This window comes from Cellvibrio sp. BR, from assembly GCF_000263355.1.
Lineage (GTDB): Bacteria > Pseudomonadota > Gammaproteobacteria > Pseudomonadales > Cellvibrionaceae > Cellvibrio.
The window spans coordinates 1-517 of the sequence record NZ_JH668222.1 but is presented as its reverse complement, the minus strand read 5'-3'; the positions used below and the strand labels follow the sequence as shown (position 1 = coordinate 517).

The following is a 517-nucleotide window of genomic DNA, read 5'->3' as shown; positions in this document are numbered from 1 at the left end:
GTGTTTTTGTCAAAACCGATAAAATTGACTCGCGGCTTATTGCACAATTTGGTGCGATTTTGAAACCGGAGCCAAGGCCTCTTAATAGCAAAAAAGTTCGCCATATCAGGGATTTACTCTCACGCAAGCGTCAGCTGAATGAAATGCGGACACAGGAATTAAATCGTCAGCACAAAGCACCGGCGATTCTTGCAGCAACTCACAAACGTTTACTGAAAGTGCTCGATAAAGAAATCGAGAGCGTCAACAAACTTCTCGCCAAAGCGGTTAGCGAAGTAACCGAATGGCAGCGCACTTATGAGATTCTGAGCTCAGTGCCGGGTGTAGGCGATGGTGTGACGTTTACGCTATTAGGAGAGTTACCTGAATTAGGCCAGCTATCGCCACGCAAAATAGCAGCGCTTTGCGGATTAGCGCCATTTAATCGCGATAGCGGCATGATGAAAGGCCGACGCAGAATCAAAGGCGGTCGGGCACCGATTCGAACGGTGCTGTACATGGCCATGCTCAGTGCAAT

At 48.4% G+C, this 517-nt stretch carries 1 protein-coding gene; it reads left to right on the top strand.

Features of this window, described 5'->3' with window-relative positions; translation table 11 throughout:
- Positions 1-143 precede the first annotated feature (143 nt).
- A partial coding sequence (locus O59_RS20775) for a transposase (RefSeq protein ID WP_157152687.1) occupies positions 144-517 on the top strand: 374 nt, incomplete at its 3' end.